Below are 21,561 nucleotides of genomic sequence, written 5' to 3'. Positions count from 1 at the left end.
CAACACCTCGCGCACATGGCCGGCTATAAAGTTGGCAATGGTGCCCGAGCCGGTGTACAGATCATACACCAATTCGTCGACTTTAAATTCGGCGAAGTCGAGGGTTATTTCGTAGAGGCGCAGGGCCTGCACGCGGTTGGTTTGGTAAAATGATTTAGGGCCGATGAGTCACTTAATACCCAGCATCACCTCATGTATATATTCCGGACCTTTCCAGGCTACCACGTCCTGATCAAAAATGGTATCGTTCTTTTTTTCGTTAAGGATATAGAGTAGGGAGGTTATCTCCGCGAACTCCGCTTCCACGAAGCTCATCAGCTTGTTCACTTCCTCCTCGGTTGGATAGGCGAACACGACAATCACCATCAGCTCTCCGGTGGTGCTGGTGCGGATAACCAGGTTACGCAGCGCGCCGGTATGGCTGCGCAGATCATAATAGGTATAGCCGTTTTGCTTGGCAAATTCATCAATACGGTTGCGGATATCGTTACTTGGGTCGGCTTGCAGGTAGCAGTGGCGCACGTCCAATATCTTATCAAACCTGCCGGGGATATGAAAGCCCAGCGCGTTCATGTTCAGCATTTCATCCTCGCGGCTCTCGCCATCATACAGCCAGCGCTTGTTGCTGAACGTAAATTCCAGCTTATTGCGATAGTACCTGTCGGCGGGCGAGGGTATTATGGGCAGCATACCGCCCACCTCAATCTTAGCCAGGCGACTCAGCGCGTCGCTTACTGATTTTTGTTTGAATTGCAATTGCGCATCATACGTCATGTGCTGCCATTTGCAGCCGCCGCAGGTGCCAAAATGTTCGCAGAAAGGCTCTACACGGTATTCGCTGGGTTGTTTAAGACCGATGATCTTAGCCTCGCCGAAGTTCTTTTTACTGCGATACACCTGCACATCAACCACATCGCCGGGTACGGCTTTTTCAACAAACAGCACAAAATCATCTGCCTTGCCTACCCCTTTGCCCTCTTCGGCAATATCAATAATGGTAACGTTTTCAAAAACCTGGTTCTTTGCTCCTCTGCTCATTACGGGCAAAGGTAAGGGTATTTTTTAATGTGCAAATAAGCAGGTGTGCAAATGTGCCGATGACGCCATTATCCTGCCGGGATGGTAACCGTTATCGCGTTAAAAAAAGTTACATTTTGTTACACAATTAGTGAAACAAAATGTAACAAGTGTAACAAGATTTCGACTTAACCTATTGATAATAAATAAACTACAAAAAAGTGATGTAACAAAATGTAACAACTTATTCGTCAGGATTTTTACGCATGATTTTGAGTTAATTGGCTTATATTCAATTAAATACCAATTGACCAATTTGAGTGTGGTGAAACAAGATGAAACAACGGCAGTCCTTGTTTTTCTGGCAGTATTTAAACGAATCAATTACCACGTCGCGATAGGTTTGTCTTGACAATACTTCTATCCAGCCTACCCCCGTAAAGGTCATGTAGTAAATTGCTTGTTGATTGTGAATAATATAACCTGTACGCGCCATGCTTTAAATTATAGGAGCATTAAATATAAGCTTTGCGTGTTATAGTTGCAACCGTGTTTCTCGCACTGTAGTTTGCAACTACAGTAAAAAACAAAAGACCCACGAATCCCCGGAAAAGCCTTTTTAAAATTTATTTCCTCAAAATCTAACCGCTAAACACGTTAAGTAAAGTATTCACGTTTTATAAATAATTTTATACGTTTTTGCTATCGGTTGTTCGGCATCAATGATTAAGAAAACTATAAAATTAGCACAAACCTCTATCCCATCAAAAGTGTCAGGTCCCGCTTACTTTTCAGCGCCTATGACAAATTAGCATTTGTAAAGTTTTTAATTAAAAAAATCATCATGAAATTGACAAAATCCCTTATTGTTCCGGCCATCATTTTATCAGCATTGGTTACCTTACAAGCATGTAAAGCAAAAAAGTTAGTTCAAAAATCTGCGCCTCCTGTAGAAACGCCTGTAACACTGGCTCCGGTTGAGCAACCTAAACCCGCTGTAGTTGAGGAAAAAAAGCCGGAATTGGATGTAAATACTGTTAAAATTCAATTTGATTTTAATTCGAGTATTTTAAAAACCGAATCGTACAGTTTGTTGGATGCGGTGGCTTCAGAAATGAAATTACACCCATCTGCTAAATATTTTCTAAATGGCTATGCCTCAATCGAAGGAACAAATGAACAAAATTTGGCCTTATCTACAGATAGAGCGAATTCGGTTAAATCCTATCTGCTTAACGCGGGCGTTAACACAACCGGCATTGAGGTAAAAGGTTATGGCACAAGTAACCCTGTGGCCGATAATAATACCGAAGAGGGTAAAATATTAAATCGCCGGGTAGAGATCAAGACGCAAAATTAAAACGTTTCGCCCGCAACTACAGTAAAAACAAAAGGCCCGAGAATCAATCCCGGGCCTTTTCAATTGTTGTGAGTTAATTATCGTTATTCGCCGCCGCCGCTATGGTCATGTACTTTTTCTTCGCGGAATAACATGGTTTCAATACGTATGAATTTTTGTGAACCATTGTGTATTTTTGTGTATCAACAATAAGGATATGGTAACGATAGATTCAACTTTAGAAGAAATTATGCAGCTTGACTTTACTTCGAGGGAGATGTTGTTGGAAATATTGCAAAAACGGCAAATAGAGGCCCGCAGAAATGAAATGGCTAAATCTGCTAAACAAAGTTTAAAGGAATGTCATTTAGGCAAAACATCCCCGCTTACTGCTCACGAAGCAATTAATAAATTAAATTCTCTTTAATTGAAATCTGACATAATGCTACTATATATTGGCACACATGACGATGTATATTAACAAAAGCTAAGAAATCACTCAAAAACAGAATAGTGAAAAGACGTTTATTTATTTTTACTTTTTTTTATTTCTTTTTTACTATCAGTGTAACAAAGGCGCAAACCGGTCAAACCATATCAAACGGCGACAATACAACCGTTATCAATTTCCCCGGCACCGGCTGTGCTTATTTTTGGACCAATAGCAATCCTTCAATCGGCTTGCCATCAAAAGGCGAAGGAAATATTCCTTCATTCACGGCTATCAACACAGGTACTGTTCCTGTTACAGCAACCATTACCGCCACCCCCGTAACCGGGGGAACTGCTTATATTGCAAATAGTGGCGATGGAACCATTTCATTAATAGATGTCAGAACAAATACTCTCACTAACACTTTGCCTGTCGGGTCAAATCCTTTTGAGGTGTCTGTTACCCCTGGTGGTGCCTGGTTGTACATATCAAATCCTGACGCAAATATGGTATCAGTTTTAAACACTACAACAAACGCTATAGAAAAAACCATAACTGTAGGATATCAACCTGTGGACTTAGTAGTCAGCCCTGATGGAACCACGGTTTATGTGGTAAATTCAGGAGATAACACCGTTTCAATAATTAATACCGCTACAAAAACAGTAACAGGCCTAATCTCGTTGCCGTCATTCGGCCGCCTTGGAGCGATAGCTATTAGCCCTGATGGCAATAAAATCTATATAGGAAGTACATCTGTCAGCAAACTCGCTGTTGTTAATACAACAACCCATAGCACATCTGTGATCTCACTTGGAACAATAGGGGCATCCTATGGCGTTACGGTTAGTCCGGATGGCAGAACAGTGTACGTTGGGGCCGGAATGCTTGTAGTCGTAAATGCAGCAACAAACTCTGTGATCACTACTATAAATACAGGTTTTGCTCCCTATCATATAGCTATAACTTCAAATGGCTTATATGTATATGTTACCAATGCAAATTCAAATACAGTATCGGTAGTTAACACAGCAACAAATACTATCGTTACCAATATTTCGGTTTATATTCAGCCGCAAAACCTGGTTTTAAGCGCTGACGACGGCAGCCTGTACGTTATTAATTACAGGTCGAATCTTGTATCTGTTATTAACACAAGCAGCAATACTCTTTTAACTAATATTCCAGTAGGCTATTTTCCAAGGGGTGCCGTAATTTCTAAAAGTGGTACAGGTTGTGCACCGGTTACTTTCAATATAATCGTGAACCCCGGCACAGCAACTACTAATACAGGCACAACACCAACAAAAATTATTGTTAATAACACCTTTACGCCTAATGGAGATGGGATAAACGATACCTGGAACATTAAAAACATAGAGAATTATCCAAAGTGTACAGTCGACATTTTTAATAGATATGGCAAGTCGATATTCTTTTCTTCAGGATATTCAATTGCCTGGGATGGTAAATATAAACAATCGAACGTGCCGGTAGGAACATATTATTACGTCATTGATTTGAAAGATGACAGCAAGCCGATAACTGGCTCTTTAACCATTATAAGATAACCATTGTTACATCTGATGTAGTTTGCAACCACATTAAAACCCCTGCTTTTTATGGCAGCATCTTCGATCACTACTATACCACTATGCCTACAGTTTGCAACTACAGTAAAAACAAAAGGCCCGAGAATCAATCCCGGGCCTTTTCAATTGTTGTGAGTTTTAATTATCGTTATTCGCCGCCACCGCTATGGTCATGCACTTTTTCTTCGCGGAAAAGTTTGGCGCTGAGATAGTCATTATTCATGCGGCTGATATTGGTAAGCGAAATTTCTTTAGGGCATTCTGCTTCGCAGGCGCCGGTATTGGTACAGCTACCAAAACCTTCTTCGTCCATTTGGGCCACCATGCTTTGCACACGGCTCCAGCGTTCGGGCTGACCTTGCGGTAACATTGCCATTTGCGATACCTTGGCCGATACAAAAAGCATAGCCGAAGCATTTTTACAGGCCGCCACACAAGCGCCGCAACCAATGCAGGTGGCCGAGTTGAAGGCCTCATCAGCAATTACCTTAGGGATCAGCAGCTCGTTAGCATCAGGCACGCCGCCGGTATTTACCGATACATAACCGCCTGCCTGTTGTATACGATCAAAAGCAGAACGATCTACCGCCAGATCCTTTATAACCGGGAACGCTGCCGCGCGCCATGGCTCTATGGTAATGGTTTCACCATCATGAAAGCTGCGCATGTGCAGCTGGCAGGTAGTTATGGCGCGTTTCGGTCCGTGCGGACGGCCATTAATATATAGCGAACACATACCGCAAATACCTTCGCGGCAATCATGATCAAAATGTATCGGCTCGTCGTTCTTCAGGATCAGGCTTTCGTTCACCACATCCAGCATTTCTAAAAATGACATATCCGGCGAAATGTTTTCGGCCTTGTAAGTCACCATTTTGCCGCTCGAATTGGCATCTTTCTGTCTCCACACTTTTAGTGTCAAGTTCATTGTTCCGCTCATGTTATTTTCGTTTTTCTCCAAAACCTTCGCAGTATGTATTTGTGTTTTCAAAAACAAAACCTGCTTCAAGGTCAATATCATTTTTTCGTTTATGCTCACCCCATGCAAATACCTTTTCAAAAAAGGGAAGCATTTTATTATCTTTTATCTGCTGATAAAAATATACTTCATGCTCTTTTTCCTTTAAGCTCATTTCGTACAAAACTTCGTCATGCTCGGTAATATCCAGCGCATTAAAAAGCCTTTTCATCCGCACATATTCGCATACATTGCCGCTCTCTAAATTTCCGGCAAAGTAAAATGGCATAAACCAACCAATTAAATAGCAGCTTGCACTTATGGTTTTGCCAATTATATAGTTCTTTACCTCTAACCATTTTGAAACCGGTACGAGATAAATCGCCATTAACTTTAATACTTCTTCGCGGTGGTTCCATTCGTCTATCTCAATTTGTTTGATAGCCTTTTTTTCCTCACCGTCCCTTACCGCCTCTGCATGTCCCTGGTAAGCAAATGCTGCAGCCTTTTCGGCCGAATACGCTTGCTTTAACAGCTTTATCAACGCGGCGTCGTTAAGCATTATTTATAACTACGCTGTGTAAGGTGAACAAATTCAAAGTCCAGTATTTCTTTATTCAGTATTTCCGGCTGATTGTCGCCTTTATATTCCCAGGCACCAACAAACGCGAAGTTATCATCATCACGCAACGCTTCACCTTCTTCAGTTTGCGATTCTAACCTGAAGTGACCGCCACATGATTCTTTACGCATTTTAGCGTCGTCAACCATTAGTTCGCCTAGCTCAAGGAAATCGGCTACACGGCCGGCTTTTTCAAGGGCCGCGTTTACTTCGTCATTAGCGCCAACCACTTTGGCGTTTTTCCAGAAATCGGCACGCAGTGCCTGTATTAATTCTTTAGCTTTGGCCAGGCCCTCTTCTGTACGCGCCATGCCGCAATACTCCCACATAATGTGGCCCAAATCGCGGTGGTATTCGTTAACCGTTTTGGTGCCGTTTAAAGCTAACAAGCTGTTAATACGATCAAGCACATCTTGTTTTGTCTTGGCAAAGGCAGGATGGCTGGCATCAACCGGTTTAGGGCCAATGGTAGCCAAATAATCGCCCAGTGTATATGGTATAACAAAATAACCATCGGCTAATCCCTGCATCAGGGCCGAGGCACCTAAGCGATTTGCGCCGTGGTCGCTAAAGTTACACTCGCCCAAAGCATAAAGGCCCGGTACGTTGGTGCTTAAATTATAATCAACCCAAAGGCCGCCCATGGTATAATGCACGGCAGGGTAAATACGCATTGGTTGCTTGTAAGGGTCCTCGTCGGTAATTTGATAGTACATATCAAACAGGTTACCATATTTGGCAGCAACCGCTTCCTGGCCCAAACGATTGATCGCGTCAGCAAAGTCAAGGAAAACTGCAAAGCCCGATCCGCCTACACCACGTCCATCATCAACCATTTCTTTAGCGTTACGCGATGCTACGTCGCGCGGCACCAGGTTACCAAATGATGGGTATTTTCTTTCTAAGAAGTAATCGCGGTCGTCCTCTTTAACCTGGGCGGCAGTGATTTCTTTTTTGCGGAGTTTTTCGGCTATCTCCACAGTTTTTGGTGCCCAAACACGTCCGTCGTTACGCAACGATTCAGACATCAGCGTGAGCTTACTCTGATGATCGCCGGTAACCGGGATACAGGTTGGGTGTATTTGTGTATAGCAAGGATTGGCAAAGAAAGCGCCACGTTTATGCGCACGCCATGCTGCCGTAACGTTTGATCCGGCGGCATTGGTAGAAAGGTAGAACACGTTACCATAACCACCTGTGCATAATAGTACCGCATGACCTGTATGCGTTTCGATCTGGCCGTTTGTTAAGTTACGGGTGATGATACCTTTTGCGTGGCCGTCTATAGTTACTACGTCAAGCATTTCGGTACGGGTATACATTTTTACCTTACCCTTATGTATCTGGCGGTTCAATGCCGAGTATGCACCTAATAATAATTGTTGTCCTGTTTGTCCCCTCGCGTAAAACGTACGCGATACCTGCGAACCACCGAATGACCGGTTATCAAGCAAGCCGCCATACTCGCGGGCAAATGGTACGCCCTGGGCTACACATTGATCTATAATGTTTACAGATACTTCTGCCAGGCGGTAAACGTTTCCTTCGCGGGCACGGTAATCGCCACCCTTAATGGTATCGTAAAACAAACGGTATACGCTATCGCCATCGTTCTGATAATTTTTGGCAGCATTTATACCTCCCTGCGCAGCAATAGAGTGCGCGCGGCGAGGGCTATCCTGGAAACAAAACGCTTTTACATTATAACCCAACTCGGCCAGCGATGCTGCTGCTGACGCGCCAGCTAAACCGGTACCTACAACTATTACATCGTATTTACGCTTATTAGCGGGGTTAACCAGCTTTAAGTTAAATTTATGCTTGCTCCATTTTTCGGCTAACGGGCCGGGTGGAATTTTAGCTTCTAAACTCATGTCTTTATATTTACGAGTTGCGAGTTACGATTTTAGATTTAACGATTCGTAAATCTAAAATCGTAACTCGCAAATCATTTTGAAATGCTTTGTATAAAATAAACTATCGGCATTAAGGCAAACCCTAACGGTATAATTACCGCGAAGAACCATTTGCCAATAAACTTCACTACCGGGCTGTATTTCCTATGTGTCCATCCCAGGGTTTGGAACGCGCTCTGGAAACCATGCAGCAAATGGAACGATAATGCGCCCATTGCAATTACATAGATGATAACGTACCATATATTACTAAAACTGGTTGCCACTTTAGTATGCAGATCTTTAACACGAACAATCTCTACATCATTTTCTGTTGTTGATGAATGCTCGAAAGTTGGATCGGCAGGTGTAAAGTCAGTTACGGTACGCTCATTGGTTAGCACGTTGGTGCGGTACTCTTTAAAACCTACCGTATCGGTAAATTTGTATTTGTACCAAAAATCGCCCATGTGTATCACCAGGAACAGGAACAGGATAGAACCTAACAGTCCCATGTTTTTTGACGACCATGATGCCGGCGATTTAGGTTGTGCCGCATAAGCCACCGGGCGCGATCTGCGGTTATTGATTGTCAATATCAACGCATAAAGCGCATGTACCAAAATAGCCAGGTACAGCAGGTAGGCTACCACCTCTATAGGCGGGAAGTGTGTTAAAAAGTTGGCATACACATTAAACCCATAACCCTGGTCATTTTTAAACAGGAACAGGTTGCCGCCCAGGTGCACTATAATAAAAGTGCACAAAAACAAGCCTGTTAAAGCCATAATTAGCTTTTTGCCCAGCGATGAGTTAAAGGTTTGTTTAATTTCGCTCATTATTTTATTGTAAATATATATTTACGCAAAAGTATTTATTAAATACCAAAAAGATATAAACGCCTTTGGTGATTTAGGCGGCAAACAGTTATTTAGAAACAATCTAAAAACAGAGTCACTTTTAACCGAAATATTGTTAATATTTGTTAATATGCCGATTGCTCTATTATCTTCGAACCGATTAATTGCACCTTATTTTATGAAGTATTTCTTTGCTTTATGCCTGGCTATACTGGCTGCAGGCTGTACCCAAAAAACAACTATTGAATTTACCGGAACAACACCGGGCATTACTGATGGCGAGTTTATAATTAAAAATCTAAGCGATTCGACAATCTGTAAGACCGCTATTAAATCCGGAGCATTTGAGGTAAGCGGTGAATATAACAACGGCACATATGGTTATATGTCGGTAAATAACGATAAACTGGGTATGCTGGCGTTTGATGTTTATCTGCAGCCAGGAAAATATACCGTTACATTTGACAGGGAAAAACCCTATAAGTACCCTGATATTCAATCTACCGTAAAAAAACAAAACGAGTTAACGGCTTACTATCATTTATTTGATAAGACAAAAGAGGAGCTAAATAAAAAAGCAGCCGATTTAAATGCACGATTAAAAGACCCTAAAAGCAAAACACTACCCGCAGACGCTTATAACAACCTGGTTAACAAATACCAGGAAGCAGAGCAGCAGCAGCTAAAACTAGCAACAATTGTGCTTTCGGCATTTGTAGATAAATATCCTGATAATAGTATTACGCTGCGTATTATTGTATTAAATAATGCCTACATGAGCGATCCGGATGGTTACTATAGGATTTTTCAAAAATTAAGTCAGGCAACTAAAGAGAGCCCCGAAGGAAAGGCAGTAAGGGGTTTATTGGAAAGCGCAAATAACCTAACAAATAAGTAAATTTTTTAGTCTGTTTTTAGCTGATTTATTTTTTGCGGATACCCGTAGTAGTATTACATTAGTAGTAACTAATTACCTATACCAAATGAAATACGTCAGCTTAATTTTACTGGTTTTATTATTTGCAGGATGTGACCGATCTCAAGGCGATATTACAATTACCGGCACTGCAACGGGAGCCAATTTTGGTCATGTTACGATAAGGGACCAAGCCAATAACAATGTTTATAGTACAGATATTTCGGCAGGAAAATTTAATATCAGCAAGAGATTTTTGCAATATTCAGGCTATTATAAGCTGGTTTATTCATTAAGTTCGGCCACAACACGCAGGGTTGATATCTTTTTACAGCCCGGCGAATACAGCATTAACATCAACCCTAAAAAAATAAATAATTACCCGTTAATTACCTCGTTATCAAAAAAGCAAACCGAGTTATCGGCCTATTACACTTTAGCCGACTCTATTAATGCTGAGAACCGCAAAAGGGTTATTGCTATACATAGCCAAATTGAAGGGGTTGAAAACCAAGCCGTAACCTTAGAAGAGCATGCCGCCATGACTGCTAAACTCCATGAGGATGAACTAAACGCCAACCGGGTTGATGAACTAACCAATTTAAATGCTTTTATAAATAAATATCCTGAAAATGAGATAGCTCCGCACATTATGCTGCAAATGGATTATCAAAACAACCCGACAGAGTTTTATACTATTTTTCAGAAACTAAGTTCGGCTGCCAAAAGCAGTGATGATGGCAAAGAACTGGAAAGCAAGTTAAAGCCATTGGCTAATGTATCTGCAGGGACATCAACGCCGACTATTGCCGGCAAAACTCCTGATGGAAAAACGCTCGATATTAAAGCCATGAACAAAAAGATCATACTGCTTGATTTTTGGCGCTCGACAAATGGCACCAGCCGTGATAATCATCAGTATATGATAACCGGTTTATTATCCCAATTTGGCGATAAAGGTTTTGGAATTGTAAGCATATCATTTGATACGGAAAAAAACAGGTGGACCACCGCTATAACTGGCGATAAGATGACCTGGCCCCAAATATCAGATCTTAAAGGAGATGATTCGCCAAATGCAGATAGCTGGGGTATAAAAAGCATCCCGGCCTACTGCCTGCTTGATAGCCACGGGCAAATAATTGAGCATGTAAAAGACTTTAATAATGTGGCAGCAAGCGTAGCCAACTACCTTAAAACTCATTAATCAATAGCAATCACTTTATCCTTCAGCACGGCAAATATGCGGTCGGTTTCGCGGCTGTGGATAGCTACACGGCCTGTAAATTTACCAAATGAGGGTAGTACACCCTGCTTATCGCCAAAGGCGAAACAGGGCAGGGTTATGCTTTGCCGTCCTTTGCCTTTTAAATTTACGCCGGGGTGTATATGTCCGCAAAAAACATAGCTGTCCAGCAATACCAGTTTAGGCTCTGGGACAGGATGATGCAGCATAAGGAACGGCCCCGTTAAAAGTTCATCATGTAATGTTACGTTCAATTCCTGATAGTGCCTGTCATGTACAATATCATGGTTACCACGTATCAGATCAATGGTCAGTTTTGGGAACTGCTGCCGCCATAGCGCAAACCAGTCCCAATCGGCATTCATATCACTGTGAAACAGATCGCCCAGAAACAACACCTTTTGTGGCCTGTATTCGTCTATCAGGTCAGACAGTACGGCCAGGTCGCCCTGTTCCATATCGCGCGGCACCGCTATTCCCGCTTTGCGGAAATGTCCCACCTTGCCTAAATGCACATCGGCGGCAATTAATGTTTTTTCCTGCTTCCAGTAAATAGCACGTTGCGGTAATAACAGAAGGTCCTGGTCAAATAATTTAAAGGGAACACCCGCGCTTATCGTCATAGCGTGCAAAAGTAATAAAAGTGGGTTTCATTATAAGAAACGAATGCGCGCATTTGCCGAAGGGGTGATCGAGCGAAGCGATGATGGGTGGGTAACCGCAGCCATACAGAAAGAAAAAAAACTTAATTCCACAAAAAAGGGCCGAAAAACTCTCGCAGTGTTTCGGCCCTACATCTACCTATGAAAAACAGCCCTTTTTGGAAGGGCATTAACTACTTGTATACAGGCAAAATAAATGCCAGTTGTAATATATGAAGGTTATATAAGCGCAAAGGCAAGACTGTTAGTAATCAGCTATTTGGGGGTCGGAAAATCTTTTCTCCAATTAGGGTAAATTTTACACAAAATAGCCCACGGGTATCATAACTAAATAAATACTTGTTATTAATTAATAGTAACTCCAGAATTTAACCAACTATCAATAAATAAAACCTGAAACTATCCGCCATTAGCATTGTTAAAAAATTATGGAATACAATGTATATCTTTTGGCGACCGATCCTAACAACCCTTGCAGAGATATAATTCATTCGAGAGATACCGAATTGAAAATTAGGGTGTATTGTCTTAATGAGGATAAATTTATAGCTAATAGTAACGAAATACAGCTTTTTGGTTATGCCAATAACAGACTTTATGCATTTGAGACAATAGATATTTCGGCCGAAGATGCTTTAGATGTTGTTGGCGCCATACAATGGTATGCCGAGTATATTGAATTCCCGGAAATGGAAATTTTGCCAGAGGACCCACGACCGAACCAGAGTTTGGCGGTGTAATAAAAACCTGAGGCGGTTCTATTCTTTCCTTATCGAAAAAATCTATACACAAGCAATCTTAACCATGCCCATGTATAGATTTCTTTTTCGCGCCAGTCCGCTATCGAAATGGCATTTTGTTTAAAAAGTATGTGCCTGTATAATAGTCCAGGAGCGGAGGTTTAATAAAATCTCACTATTAGTAATCAACCTTTTTTAGGTACTCCATATTTATCTTCATACTATCCAATGCCGATACAGGATATTCTTCCTGCTCGATAAAGAAGTATTTCATACCGGCATCTTTACTGTGTTTTAGCAGACCCACAATATCAAGGGTGCCGTTACCAAACTCGGTACTGCGTTTTCCCTTCATATCTTTCAAATGCCATAGCGGGAAACGCGGCCCATAGGTTTTAAAGTATTCAAACGGGTCCTTTCCGGCGGCTAAAACCCATCCCAGGTCCATTTCCATGTGTACCAATTTAGGATCTGTGTTTTTAAGCATTACATCATACAAAACATCATTGGTATCTTTATCTGTCTCAAATTCGGCATTATGATTATGGAAGCCAAATTTCACGCCTGCCGCTTTACACTCTTCGCCGGCTTTATTAAACCTTTCGGCTATTTTTTGATAGTTAGCCGTGGTTTGCCCACGGTAAGGCAGCGTAGATGCTATAAGATACTCCTGCCCGGATAATGCCGCCTGCTCAATAGTGCTTTGCCATTTGCCGTCAATGCTGCAATGCCCGCTGCGCAGGGTCATCCCCAAATCTTTACAGGTCTGTTTCATCTCTTCGGGTTTCAAACCATAAAACAATCCTAAATTACTTGATGCAGATTCTACTTGCTTAATACCAAGGTCGGCTATTATTTTTAAGGTCCCTTTAGGATCGGTCATCATTTCCTTGCGGAAGGTGTACAACTGTATGCCCGGATCTTTGATTTTTTTTGGTGCAGATTTAAAGGAGGGTAATAGCACTGATCCAACAGCCAGCGCCCCCATGTTTTTTAAAAAATCGCGTTTGTTCATTTAATTGTTTTTAATGATTTGAATATCGTATCATTCGTTAAACTTAATTCCGCCAAGCACCTATAAATGGCGAGTTTAGCGCATAATGTAATTGATAATAATTGGTTTATAACTGGTTATCAAATCAATATTAATGCTTTTTACCCGATTTAAGAATATTCTGCTTTATTTTTTGAGATAGTCACAATAACATTACATAGGTTATAGGTATGGCTTTTGAAGAAACTTTGTTAAAAAAAAGAGGGGGCTTATTAGGCCCCCTCTTGTAAATGTTTTTTTAAATATTCTATATCTATAAGTTCAATATAATTTATCAGTTTGACACAGCACCTATTTTTTTCAAGAGCTTCCGATTTTCACGTCTATGTATTAACTTGTGAGCAAGCGCGTAAATAACCGGTAATATTAGCAAGGTAAGAATAGTAGATGTTATTAACCCACCGATAACTACAATGGCAAGCGGTTTTTGCGTTTCGCTGCCTATACCTGTTGATATAGCCGCTGGCATTAAACCTATTGCAGCCATTAAAGCCGTCATTACCACAGGGCGCACACGGGATATAACCCCTTCAAGTATTGCCGTATCTAATGGCATACGTTCTGCCAGGTTTTTACGGAATACAGATATTAAGATAACCCCATTTTGAATACATACGCCAAATAACGCGATAAAGCCAATGCCTGCTGATATGCTAAAGTTAATGCCGGTAATATGCAATGCCAATATACCCCCGATTAATGCGAATGGCACATTCATAATAACTAATGAGGCATCTTTAACATTGCCAAAGGTGATGAATAGTATTAAAAAGATAACCAGTAAACAAATAGGCACCACATGCGCCAGGGTGTTTGATGCACGCGTTTGGTTTTCAAACTCACCATTCCAGGTAAATGAATAACGGTTATCCAATTTAACGGCGTTGCCAACTTTTTTCTGTGCTTCAGCAATGGTGCTGCCCAGATCGCGCCCGCGCACAGAAAACTTAACAGCTATATACCGGGCGTTGTTATCCCTGTAAATAAATGCCGGCCCGGTTAACGTGGTTATACTTGCAATTTCTTTAATAGCTATTTTTGATCCGCTTAGGGTTGGCACCATCAGGTTTTCAATTTTACTCTGCGTATTACGGAAATCTTCCTGATACCTAAGACGGATATCAAATTTACGTTCGCCCTCATACAAAGTAGTTGCGGCTTTACCACCAATGGCCATTTCAATAACGGCATTAGCATCCGAGGTTGAAACGCCGTAGAGCGCCATTTTACGCTGATCCAGCTCTATCCGGAATTCGGGCTGCCCAAGGTTGCGCAAAACACCCAGATCTTCAACACCCTGAACGTGTTTAAGCACATTCATAACTTCATCAGCCTTGTGGTCAAGCACATTAAAATCAGGACCAAATATTTTTACCGCCATCGATGCCGGCACCCCCGCTACGGCCTCGGCCACGTTATCAATAATTGGCTGCGAGTAGTTGTAAATTATGCCCGGGAACTGGCTTAGCTTTTTATCCATTTCGGCTATCAGCTCTTCCTGGCTAATATTTCGCTTCCATTCTTTTTTGGGCAACAGGTCAACCTGAATTTGTACGTTAAAAAACCCTTTGGGATCGGTACCATCATTTGTGCGGCCAACCTGCGACAGGGTTTGTTTTACTTCGGGAAACGTAGATAGAATATCGCGCATTTTATCGGTAAGGTTTACCGAGCTTTTTAGCGACGTACTCATGGGCAACTGGGCGGTTACCCATAGCGCGCCTTCATTAAGCTGAGGTAGAAACTCGGTACCTAAAAATCTGGCCGAAAAGAATGTTACAGCCATAAATGCTACTGCAACCGTTAAACTTAATTTTTGGTTGCGGTAAGTGTAACTAAACATACGGCGAATACCGTTCTCAAAAAACAGCACCACCACATTGTGCTTTTCTTTTACATTTTTATTTAGTAAAATACTTGACAAGGCCGGCACCAGGGTTAAAGTAAACAATAACGCCCCTATTAACGCGAAGCCTAAGGTGTATGCTAACGGAGAGAACATTTTACCCTCTACTTTTTGGAATGCAAAAATTGGCACCAGGCAGGTTAAAATAATTAGTTTGGAAAAGAATATGGCCTTACCCATTTCTGTACCGACATTTTTAAACAGGCCCAATTTGGCCAGCTTATTAAACTTTTCCATGCCAACTTCATGGGCCTTATAGTCAAGCGCTACAAACAGCCCCTCAACCATCACAACTGCACCATCTATGATGATACCAAAATCTACCGCCCCCATTGATAGCAGGTTGGCGCTCATGCCTTTTAAGCGCAAGCACATAAACGCAAAAAGTAATGAAAGAGGAATAATTATGGCTACAATTAGGGTGGTGCGCCAATCAGCCATGAACAGGAACACAATAACGGTTACCAGAACAATACCCTCCAATAGATTATGAATTACTGTTTCAGTACAAAAATCCATTAAGGTTGTACGATCATAAAAAGTATCAATTTTTACATCCTTAGGTAAAATACGGGTATTAAGTTCTTCTGTTTTAGCACGTATTTTATCTAACACATCTGATGGGTTTTCGCCCTTGCGCATTACCACAATACCTTCAATAACATCGTTATGCTTATCGCGCCCAACCTGGCCCAAACGCGGCAGGCCACTTTCTTTAATCTCGGCAACATCTTTGGCCAGGATAGGTACGTTGTTAACATTTTTTATAATGATGTTTTGTATCTCATCAATATTATTGATGAGGCCAATACCACGCACCACATAGGCCTGGTCATTTTTTTCTATAATATCACCACCTACGTTAATATTACTGCGGTTTATAGCGGTATAAACATCAAGCGAGGTTAGGCCGTATTTTTGCAGCAGCACAGGGTTTACACTTACTTCATAATCCTTTTCTTCGCCGCCAAAGCTGTTAACATCGGCTACGCCAGGGACAGATTTAAACTGGCGGTCAAGCACCCAATCCTGTATGGCGGTAAGTTCATGGAGTGATTTGGTTTTGCTTTTTAGCGTATACCGGTAAATTTCGCCGGTTGGGCCATAGGGCGGTTCAACCTCTGGCTTTACACCATCAGGCAGATCGGCATTTCCAAGCCTGCTTAGCACCTGTTGGCGCGCGAAGGCATCGTCAACATCATCATCAAAAATAATACGCACGTAGGATAACCCAAAGGATGACGTAGTGCGCAGGTTAGCTTTTTTTTGCACCGAGTTAAGCACCGTTTCCATAGGTATGGTGATCATCTTTTCCACCTCTTCCGCACTTCGGCCGGGCCATTGGGCTATAATGATGATCTGCGTATTGGTTACATCCGGGAAAGTTTCAATAGGGGTATTACTGTAGCTCCACACACCTATAATCACCAGTACGGCAGTCATACAAAACACAAAATAGCGGTGCTTTAGCGAGAAGTAAATTATATTTTTAATGAATTTATTCATTTCAGTTTTTTAGTAATGAGTTTTAAGTATTGAGTTTTTAAAATATGGTGAGTAATAATCTGTTTAATTTATTGCTCACTACTCAAAACTAATCTCCTGTTAAAGCACCGTACAGCAAAAGTTGGTTTTTTGATATCACCCTTTCGCCGGGTTTTAGGCCCGATGCTATATAGGTTATATCATCAACCGTTTTAATAATACTAACCTCTCGTATTTTCAGGTCGCACTTGCCATTGTAGATCACTACATAATTTTTACTGTTATCAAATACAATAGCCTTTGCCGGAACAGAAACCGCCTGCGCATTTTCACTATTAGTAACAACTACGTTGGTAAACATTGCCGGTTTTAGCAACATATCCGGATTGGGTAATGCTATCTTTATCTTCATTACCTTATTGTCAGGGTCTAATACAGAGCTTATTTCGTTTACCTTACCTGTAAATACTTTGCCGGGATAGGCTACAGTAGTTACTTTAGCGGTATAGCCTGTTTTAATCTTGCTGATGTCTGATTCAAAAACATTGGCCCATATCCATACATCTTTCATATTGGATATAGTGAACATACTGCCACTATTATCCTGGCGGATAAAACTGCCTGATGTTATATTTTTCTCAACAATGTATCCGCTTTGCGGTGCTTTAATAACCAGCGTTCCGTTCTCGCTGGTATTGCCCCCGCCATTTATGGCAAGCTGCTGTTCTATTTTACGGTTTGCCGCTACTGCCTTGTTATAATTTTCTTGTGCTTCTGTATATTCGCGTTCGCTCGAGATACCATTTTTATATAATGATTCTGCCTGGCTTAATTGCCGTTTAGCTACCACTACATCAGACCGGGTAGAAGACAGATCAGTATAATTACCGGCTACATCGGCGCTGCGCATTATGGCCAGGGCCTGTCCTTTTGTTACCTTATCGCCCAGAGATACTTTTACAGCTATAACCTGCCCGCTTGAAAAAGGAAAAACTTTCACCACGTTATTATCATCGCTTGACACTTCGCCCGAAAGGCTGAGCTCATCCTTCATGGTACTGGTTTTCGCGGTATCTATGGTGATCATTTTTTGCAAAGAATCACTTATGCATAATTGCTTACTCTCTGGCGCATCTGTTTTTTTTTGGCTACATGCGGTTAAAAGCATCAATCCGGAGAGACCAATCAAAAACGTTTCTCTTTTCATTATCATGTACATTATCAATTGTTAGTTTAAGGCTTTATTATGGTTGTCCCGGTGGCGAAGTTTAAATCAGCAATTGATTTTTGCAGGTTGTATTGCTGTTGTATTATTTTAAGCTTGGTATCTTTATAAGTATCAAAAAAGTCTATAAATTCAATTAGCCCTATCTGCCTTTCTTTAAAGCTTTTAAGCATATTGCTAAACAATTTATCATACTGCTCATTAAACTCGGCTTGCTGGGTAGAAAATAGTTCTTGCGTTAACCGGTACTGATTTACAGCTGATACTACTTCATTTTTAAGCCGCAGCTCATTATCTTTTAAGGTACTTTCCTGGCTCTTTATGTTATATGTTGCAGATTTGATATTACCCTGGTTTCGGTTAAAAAAAGGAAGTGGTAGCCCTATTTGCAAACCGTAATAATTAGGCGCGTAACTGCTGTTTTTATCGTAATCTACTCCTACGGTTATATCCGGAACAGCCAGCGCTTTTTGATAGGCCAAATCGTGGGTTGCCGCGTTAAGCTGATATTTATTAGATAAATAATCGGCACGGTTAGCTTTAGCCTGCTCGATCAGGGCCGGAATATCCAGCCCGACCGATTGGCTTGCTTGATTATTTATAACAGGGGTAAAATACGTTGTTTCCTTAGCACCCAACAAGGTTTTAAGTTCGGTTTGCAGGTCGTTAATTTGCTTGCTGTTCTCTATCCTATCATTTTGCAGGCCAAATAACAGTGCTTTAAGCCTTACCAGATCCTTCATAGAAGTATTACCTGCATCAAACGATTGTTGGATGCCGTTAACCAGATTAGCAGCCGAGCTTATTTCCATCTGGTATACCTTAGCCTGATCTATCAGGTTGGCCAGCTGGCTAAAATCTAACTGCAGGTTGTAGTGCAGGTTACGCATCAGGTCATTAAAAGCAGCTTCCTGCACCTGTGCATTATCCTTTGCTACCTGTACTTGTTTTCCGCGTTTGCCGGCAGTTGTAAATACCTGGCTAAGCTGCACAAACACCTGCCCCTGGCCCAGATTGCTGTTATGGTAAAAAAACTTTTTACTGCTGCCATCATGAATATTCTGATCAGTGCTTAATACCGGGTTATCCCATAGCTTTGCCTGGGCTATTAAAGCTTTTGATACTTCTATATTATATTTCTGAGCAAGTAAACTTAGGTTATTAGCCAAAAATTGTTTTTCGGCATCCTGAAAATTTAAAGAAAGGGTATCAGCCTGGGCCTGTGCTTTAAAAGCTGTTATATAAATAAATAAGGGTAAAATAAAAAGACCAAGTTTAAAACGCATAGTTAATTTTAAAGGGCCAAAATTAAACTATGCTTAAAGCACTAAAATTAGAATGGTATTAGAATTTTAATTTGATCTGTTAAAGTTTACGGTTATGCTGGTGCCCTTATTTTCTACAGATTCAATAGTAAGCGTACCGTTAAATAATTGAATAATTTTTTGGGTAACATACAACCCTATACCATTACCCGCAAAACTGCGGGAGTTATTACCTCTGTAGAATGATTTAAAAACCAACTCCATATCATCATGAGGGATGCCAATGCCCGAATCAATAATTTGTATACGTATGAGCAATTTATCCGCATAAAAATTACAGAGAACCGTTTTTCTGTCTGAAAACTTAAAAGCATTTCCAATAAGGTTATTTAGAGCGATAAAAAGCAATTGATAATTAGCCGGAATGGTTAGCATCGATTCATCCTCGGGCATGTGCTCAATATTTATTTTCAATATCCCTGCCCCGGCTTTATTGGCCCAGTACTCCTGTATCTCCCACAATAACTCATCTATCCTTACAGGGCTTTGTTGGGCAATGGTATAATCCATATCTACCTGTGCCAGTTCCATTAAGCCGGTTATTGTATCTCTTAATCTTTCAGATTCTTCCAGCACCAGTTGCAGGGTCTTTTTATTTTCTATCGCACTTCTTTCTTTACTCAAAGCCAGCTCTACTTCGCCAATAATACTGGTTATTGGGGTACGCAATTCGTGTGACGCATTAGTCACATAGGTTTTTTGCATCTCAAAAGCATTTTCAAGATGTTCCAGCAACCGGTTAAAGTTATGTGCGAGTTCGCTTATTTCATCGTTACCATGACCTTCATTTACCCGCAGATGAAGGTTGGTAGATTTTATCAGTTGCATTTGGTTCACCACATTTTTTATTGGTGAAAGTGTGTTTTTTGCCAGCCATTGGCTTATTAAAAATAAAATTACAGCTACGATTAAAAAAAGAATGATCATTGTTTGGAGTATCGAACTCAATTCATGCTTTCCTAATGTATCTTCTGCAGAAACGAGGATAACAAAATTACCCTGGTTATCTTTATAATAAATTCCAACTACCTGGTAATTTTTATTACTATACTGCAAATACTTGTGTTTTCTTACAGCATCTATTATTTTGTTATCCCAATACTGCTGTTTGTCACTTATAAATGCCGCGCTATTGCGGCTGTCATATAATCTTATTACTTCACCCGGTAAATTTTTAAGAAACCTGTTTCGAATCTTGCTTAAAGAATCGGGGGTAATCTCATCCGCTTCGAGATAAAGCTGGGCCGCTATATTGGCACGATCTTTTAACTGTGTATAAAAGTGACTATGCACAATAGCATAAACAGAAAGATAAAGCGTTATCATGACCACAAGCAATACGCCCGAGCCTATGAAAGTAAAATAAAGTGAAAGCCTGTTCTTTATTTTCACCTTAAATCTGTTCTGCTTTAAATATATACCCTTTGCCTATTACTGTGTGGATATATTTTTCGGTAAATCCTTTTTCTATTTTATTACGCAAATAGTTAATGTAAACATCTACCACGTTAGTACCTGTATCAAAGTCAATTCCCCATACTTTTTCGGCAATAGTTTGCCTGGATAAAATTTTGTTGCTGTTATTCATCAATAATTCCAGTAGGGCATATTCTTTATTTGTTAAAGTTATTTTCCGGCCCTCCCGTTCTACAGTATTATTGGAAGTATTGAGCGTAATATCACCCAATACAAGAACTTGTGCCAAATCTGATGAATTACGCCTTAGTAATGCGTCTATCCGTGCCTGCAGTTCTTTTAGATGGAATGGTTTCACTAAATAATCATCGGCCCCAATATTTAATCCATTTACCTTATCATCTACACTATTTAGTGCAGTTAGTATAAGTATAGGTATTTTTTTATCTTTTTGGCGAATATGTCGGCAAACTTCAATCCCGTTTAAATAAGGTAACATTATATCCAGTATAACCAGGTCATATGGTTTATGGGGGAACTTCTTTATCGCTTCGGCACCATCAGTAATAATATCTACTAAATGACCATTTTCTTCGAGCGCTTTTTTTAAAAAAGCAACTACCCGTTCTTCATCTTCAACTAAAAAAATTTGTGCCATACGTAATTAAACAAATATAGGCGGTTATAACCTATAACAAAAGCCTTAATACCTATAGTGTACATTTAATTACTGACCATAAACAGTAAAAAATAAGCTTTAAAGCCATTGTTAGGCACTGATAATCAATCACTACCAACCTTATTTCATTTTTATTTTGAAGGGTTGCTCAATCATTCTATATTTGCAATCCCAAAACAACGGGAGTTTAG

Annotated in this window: 19 protein-coding genes; 6 read left to right on the top strand and 13 right to left on the bottom strand. The window is 40.7% G+C overall.

The genetic code is table 11. The features are described 5' to 3' along the window. Positions 1–168 precede the first annotated feature (168 nt). Both JWP71_RS10620 and JWP71_RS10615 read right to left on the bottom strand, forming a co-directional pair. Positions 169–1,038, bottom strand: a complete 870-nt coding sequence (locus JWP71_RS10620; protein WP_366143531.1) for a TRAM domain-containing protein — start codon at positions 1,036–1,038, stop codon at positions 169–171. 271 nt (positions 1,039–1,309) lie between these two features. Then, on the bottom strand, positions 1,310–1,513 hold the full coding sequence (locus JWP71_RS10615; RefSeq protein ID WP_299499530.1) for a hypothetical protein: 204 nt from the start codon (positions 1,511–1,513) through the stop codon (positions 1,310–1,312). Between the two features lie 348 nt (positions 1,514–1,861). On the opposite strand from JWP71_RS10615, the gene JWP71_RS10610 reads away from it, so the two are divergent. The 3 genes from JWP71_RS10610 (at position 1,862) to JWP71_RS10600 (ending at position 4,360) form a co-directional block, all read left to right on the top strand. Beyond that, positions 1,862–2,377, top strand: coding sequence for an OmpA family protein (locus JWP71_RS10610; protein ID WP_299499528.1), 516 nt, complete (start codon positions 1,862–1,864; stop codon positions 2,375–2,377). A gap of 196 nt (positions 2,378–2,573) precedes the next feature. Further along, positions 2,574–2,783 carry a hypothetical protein gene (locus tag JWP71_RS10605; RefSeq protein WP_299499526.1) on the top strand — a complete coding sequence of 70 codons (210 nt, stop codon included), beginning with the start codon at positions 2,574–2,576 and terminating at the stop codon, positions 2,781–2,783. A gap of 86 nt (positions 2,784–2,869) precedes the next feature. Then, entirely contained in the window at positions 2,870–4,360 is a 1,491-nt protein-coding gene (locus JWP71_RS10600) for a gliding motility-associated C-terminal domain-containing protein (protein WP_299499524.1), read from the top strand. Positions 4,361–4,529: 169 nt separating this feature from the next. Here JWP71_RS10600 and JWP71_RS10595 read toward each other — a convergent pair whose 3' ends face one another. The 4 genes from JWP71_RS10595 to JWP71_RS10580 all read right to left on the bottom strand — a co-directional run bounded on the left by JWP71_RS10595 (position 4,530) and on the right by JWP71_RS10580 (position 8,695). After that, positions 4,530–5,321, bottom strand: coding sequence for a succinate dehydrogenase/fumarate reductase iron-sulfur subunit (locus tag JWP71_RS10595; protein WP_299499522.1), 792 nt, complete (start codon positions 5,319–5,321; stop codon positions 4,530–4,532). Between the two features lies 1 nt (position 5,322). After that, positions 5,323–5,901: a hypothetical protein gene (locus JWP71_RS10590; RefSeq protein WP_299499519.1), complete on the bottom strand. Its 579-nt coding sequence runs from the start codon at positions 5,899–5,901 to the stop codon at positions 5,323–5,325. Then, a complete protein-coding gene (locus tag JWP71_RS10585; RefSeq protein WP_299499517.1) occupies positions 5,901–7,835 on the bottom strand; it encodes a fumarate reductase/succinate dehydrogenase flavoprotein subunit in 1,935 nt (644 codons plus the stop codon). Before JWP71_RS10585 ends, JWP71_RS10590 begins: the two co-directional genes overlap by 1 nt. A 74-nt stretch (positions 7,836–7,909) precedes the next feature. Then, a complete protein-coding gene (locus JWP71_RS10580; RefSeq protein WP_299499515.1) occupies positions 7,910–8,695 on the bottom strand; it encodes a succinate dehydrogenase cytochrome b subunit in 786 nt (261 codons plus the stop codon). A 199-nt stretch (positions 8,696–8,894) separates the two neighbouring features. Between JWP71_RS10580 and JWP71_RS10575 the strand changes: the two genes are divergently transcribed. Both JWP71_RS10575 and JWP71_RS10570 read left to right on the top strand, forming a co-directional pair. Next, positions 8,895–9,614 (top strand): hypothetical protein, encoded by a 720-nt coding sequence (locus JWP71_RS10575; RefSeq protein WP_299499513.1) that lies wholly within the window; start codon positions 8,895–8,897, stop codon positions 9,612–9,614. Between the two features lie 85 nt (positions 9,615–9,699). After that, on the top strand, positions 9,700–10,839 hold the full coding sequence (locus JWP71_RS10570; RefSeq protein WP_299499510.1) for a TlpA disulfide reductase family protein: 1,140 nt from the start codon (positions 9,700–9,702) through the stop codon (positions 10,837–10,839). On the opposite strand, the gene pdeM is transcribed toward JWP71_RS10570, so the two are convergent. Next, a complete protein-coding gene (gene pdeM, locus JWP71_RS10565) occupies positions 10,836–11,501 on the bottom strand; it encodes a ligase-associated DNA damage response endonuclease PdeM (RefSeq protein WP_299499509.1) in 666 nt (221 codons plus the stop codon). The two genes, JWP71_RS10570 and pdeM, sit on opposite strands and share 4 nt — an antisense overlap. Positions 11,502–11,968: 467 nt before the next feature. Here pdeM and JWP71_RS10560 point away from each other — a divergent pair, with 467 nt between their 5' ends. Beyond that, the gene (locus JWP71_RS10560; RefSeq protein ID WP_299499507.1) at positions 11,969–12,280 is read left to right on the top strand and encodes a hypothetical protein; all 312 of its coding nucleotides are present in this window, start codon (positions 11,969–11,971) and stop codon (positions 12,278–12,280) included. Between the two features lie 178 nt (positions 12,281–12,458). On the opposite strand, the gene JWP71_RS10555 is transcribed toward JWP71_RS10560, so the two are convergent. The 6 genes from JWP71_RS10555 to JWP71_RS10530 all read right to left on the bottom strand — a co-directional run bounded on the left by JWP71_RS10555 (position 12,459) and on the right by JWP71_RS10530 (position 21,349). Further along, the gene (locus tag JWP71_RS10555; protein WP_299499504.1) at positions 12,459–13,295 is read right to left on the bottom strand and encodes a sugar phosphate isomerase/epimerase; all 837 of its coding nucleotides are present in this window, start codon (positions 13,293–13,295) and stop codon (positions 12,459–12,461) included. 313 nt (positions 13,296–13,608) lie between these two features. Continuing rightward, a complete protein-coding gene (locus tag JWP71_RS10550; protein ID WP_299499502.1) occupies positions 13,609–16,746 on the bottom strand; it encodes a CusA/CzcA family heavy metal efflux RND transporter in 3,138 nt (1,045 codons plus the stop codon). 88 nt (positions 16,747–16,834) lie between these two features. Beyond that, complete coding sequence (locus JWP71_RS10545; protein WP_299499500.1) at positions 16,835–17,932, bottom strand: efflux RND transporter periplasmic adaptor subunit; 1,098 nt, start codon at positions 17,930–17,932, stop codon at positions 16,835–16,837. Positions 17,933–17,958: 26 nt separating this feature from the next. Next, positions 17,959–19,236: a TolC family protein gene (locus JWP71_RS10540; RefSeq protein ID WP_299499498.1), complete on the bottom strand. Its 1,278-nt coding sequence runs from the start codon at positions 19,234–19,236 to the stop codon at positions 17,959–17,961. Between the two features lie 66 nt (positions 19,237–19,302). Then, positions 19,303–20,667: an ATP-binding protein gene (locus JWP71_RS10535; protein WP_299499496.1), complete on the bottom strand. Its 1,365-nt coding sequence runs from the start codon at positions 20,665–20,667 to the stop codon at positions 19,303–19,305. A gap of 1 nt (position 20,668) precedes the next feature. Continuing rightward, the gene (locus JWP71_RS10530) at positions 20,669–21,349 is read right to left on the bottom strand and encodes a response regulator transcription factor (RefSeq protein WP_299499494.1); all 681 of its coding nucleotides are present in this window, start codon (positions 21,347–21,349) and stop codon (positions 20,669–20,671) included. Between the last annotated feature and the right edge of the window lie 212 nt (positions 21,350–21,561).

Source organism: Mucilaginibacter sp., assembly GCF_028287845.1.
Lineage (GTDB): Bacteria > Bacteroidota > Bacteroidia > Sphingobacteriales > Sphingobacteriaceae > Mucilaginibacter.
This window is presented reverse-complemented; position numbering and strand designations above follow the sequence as displayed.